Origin of the sequence: Pseudomonas sp. NKUCC02_KPG, assembly GCF_019345465.1 — a bacterium.
In the GTDB taxonomy this organism is placed as follows: domain Bacteria; phylum Pseudomonadota; class Gammaproteobacteria; order Pseudomonadales; family Pseudomonadaceae; genus Aquipseudomonas.
This window is the reverse complement of the sequence record NZ_JAHKRC010000030.1, coordinates 1-2,870: the sequence shown is the minus strand read 5'-3', so window position 1 is coordinate 2,870 and position 2,870 is coordinate 1. Positions and strand designations below refer to the sequence as shown.

The window sequence follows — 2,870 nt, the reverse complement described above, 5'->3', positions numbered from 1 at the left end:
CCTGAACACCGAGCTGACGTACCAGTTGCTCACCAACAAGGAACCCCGTGCATGAGCGCTCAAAAACTGGCCATGATCGATAACGCCGCGCAGGCCGAACGCGCCGCCAGGGCCCAGCCTCACGTCGATGTCAAAAGCCCTCTGACGCCATGCCCGGCTCACCAGCCCGAAGTGTTCGTGGTGCCCGTGCGCTACGCCCTGGCGCAGGAACAAGCCACTCACCCCTGCTGTTCCCCCGGCGTGACCACCCAAAGCCACCCCATGGCCGCCCGACGTCTGCGGGCCGGCTTTTTGTATATCTGGCAGGAAAAAGGCCCGCTCCAGCGCTATGCCGTGTCGTCCGACGGCAGGTTTCAGGCGCAGGCGCTTGAGGACGACTCCACCCTCTTGCTTAAAGGCGCCCTCACAGGGCTGACGCTGAACAAAATCCATGACGCCTGGATGCTCTACAGCGAGTTCCCACTCAACCCGCAACACTGCGCCTTGCTCAGCGAAAACCCCGCCAAACGCAGTGCGCACATGCGCCATGTGGCCTTGCGCACCGTGGCCAACGAGCTGCAAGCCGAACATTGCCCGCCCCTGGAAAACGCCACCGAGGTGATGGCTGAACTCATCCCCGACACCTACGCCCAATCGATGAAAGCCGATCAAAAAGCCGGGGGCGAGGACACTCAGGCGTTGGGCGCAACCGTGATGAAAGACCCCACCAAGGCCAACATCAAGGCTTACACCGATGCCATGCACCGCGCCCGGGAGCGCGAAAAAATCATCGCCCAATACCCCGATGCCCCTGACCAGGCACCCGGCGAGTGGAGTGCCCAGCCGTGGGACGGCCAGGGCACCCAGACCTGGCTGGAGGCCGCCACGGCTGAGGCCAGGGCGCTGTACCCGGTATTCGTGTGCCTGGACGACGACCTGGGGGTGCTGCGCGACATCAACCATGAGCAGGAACGGGTTGAATCGAGCCACGAACAGTGGGTGGGCGACAACAACCTGCGCTTGAACATCGGCGGCTTTATTCGCAGCCTGATCACCGAAGAGGGTGCTGAGGTGGCGAGCACCCTGAGCTACCGGTACAAGGATCGGGACATCCGCCTCACGCCCGAGCAGGGCAAGGTCATGCTCGACGCCCAGCAGCAACTGGACGAAGCACTCAAGCTCGAAACCCGGGACCGCCAGTATGGTGGCCTGCCTAGCAGAGCCGAAGTGACCGCCCGTAATGCCCGTATCGAACGTATCGTAGAGCCAGTACGGGCCTTCATTCCGCCCGACCTGTACACCGACGTGCAGGCGTTGGTGCATCAATACCGCGCCGAAAAACAGTCCAACCTCGACAACGACCCCTTCAGCGCCAAGGTCAGCGAGTACATTGACGTGCCGGCCATGAACACCTGGCTCGACACCACCGCCCCGGCCCATTACCAACACGTCGAACAACGCCACAACGCCTTGTTTGCCGACCGAGGCCAATACCTCACACGCTCCCACAGCGGCACCTGGTTCGTCGATTACTACGACGTTGAAAGCCGCCAGTGGCTCACCGAACTGGCCACCGGCTGCCTGAGCGCCCAATGCACCCGGGCCAAGGGTGCAGAGCAATATGCCGACTACGTGCGCGCCCCCGACGAAGGCGCACTCAAACACCTGTTCCACGCCTGGACCCCCTCGATCGATGCGGGCATTGTCGGCACCGGTCGCCTGGGGGAAATACTGGCGGCTTTGGGCTCTGAAAACCGCGAGGCAACCCGTCAGCTGTTTGCCCCCCTGAGCGCCGTGATTGCCAACGACATCGCCGCCATGGCCCGCGACGCTCATGGGCCCTGGAGCGTACTGGTCAACCGGTTGGCGGCGGCGCTGCTGGTCCTTAAGGGCGACACCACCTTGAGCAGCGCCTGGGTGGGTATCTTCGTCGCTGCACGCCTGGGCAGCGATGCGCGCTTGCAGGCCGTGACCCACGCGGGCAGGCAGATGTGGACCCTGCTGGGGGAAAAAGCCGATGGCCTCAACCACTGGGTCAAGGCCACGGGACAAGCCATCGGCGCCGGGCGCATGGAACGCGTGACCAACTCCCCGCTGATCAGCAACAGCGGCGGCGTGGTGCCATTGGCGGCGTTGCTGCTCAACACGCTCAATGCGAACAACTACTTGAGCCAGGCCGCAGCGCTGGAAGGGATGGATGATCAGCGGGTCAACGACACGGTGTCGGCTTCGCTGTATGCCTCGGCGGCGTTGGTGGCGGTGATTGATAGTCAGGTGAGGAAGGGGTTGGGTAGGGATCGGTTCATGATTCGTTTATCCGCAGCCCCAACACTTACACTGTTTGGGGGGGTGATTGGTGGGTTGTCGGCCATCGCAGCGCTACAGGAATTCAAATCCCTGCAAATACAGCTGGAAAGTTCGCAAACTCATATCGATCCATGGCTGGAGATGCGCCGAACGGTGGTAGGAGGGCAAGTCATCGCTTATGGGGCACAGGCATTACTCGGCGTCGGCCAGACCATGCGGGCCTTGGCAGGCTTGATCGAAGTAGAAGTCGCCATCATGCGTTACACACTGTACATGGGGCCGTTGAACTGGATTATTGCCGCGCTGGGCGTGTTGTACCTGATCTCCTGGTTCTTTCAGCAAACGCCGGTACAAAGCTTCTTAAACTCCTGCTGTTGGTCCAAAGGACGGGCCAGAAACTTAGACCCGATTTCCGCCAAAGCTCAGCAAAACGAGCTCCATGCGCTATACGGCATCCTGTATACACCCCGCGTCAGCATGCAAAGCAGCTCAGAGACAGGCGGTTCCAATGGACCATCTGGGCTGTCCTTCGTCAGCTCCATCAATGCCCTGACCATCGACTTGCCGGGAGCAGAACCGGGTAC

The 2,870-nt window shown here is 61.7% G+C and carries 1 protein-coding gene; it reads left to right on the top strand.

Annotation, left to right across the window (positions count from 1 at the left end; all coding sequences use genetic code 11):
- Window positions 1-51: 51 nt before the first annotated feature.
- Window positions 52-2,870, top strand: a 2,819-nt coding sequence (locus KO536_RS24015; protein ID WP_257623078.1) for a toxin VasX, incomplete at its 3' end; no start/stop codon positions are given.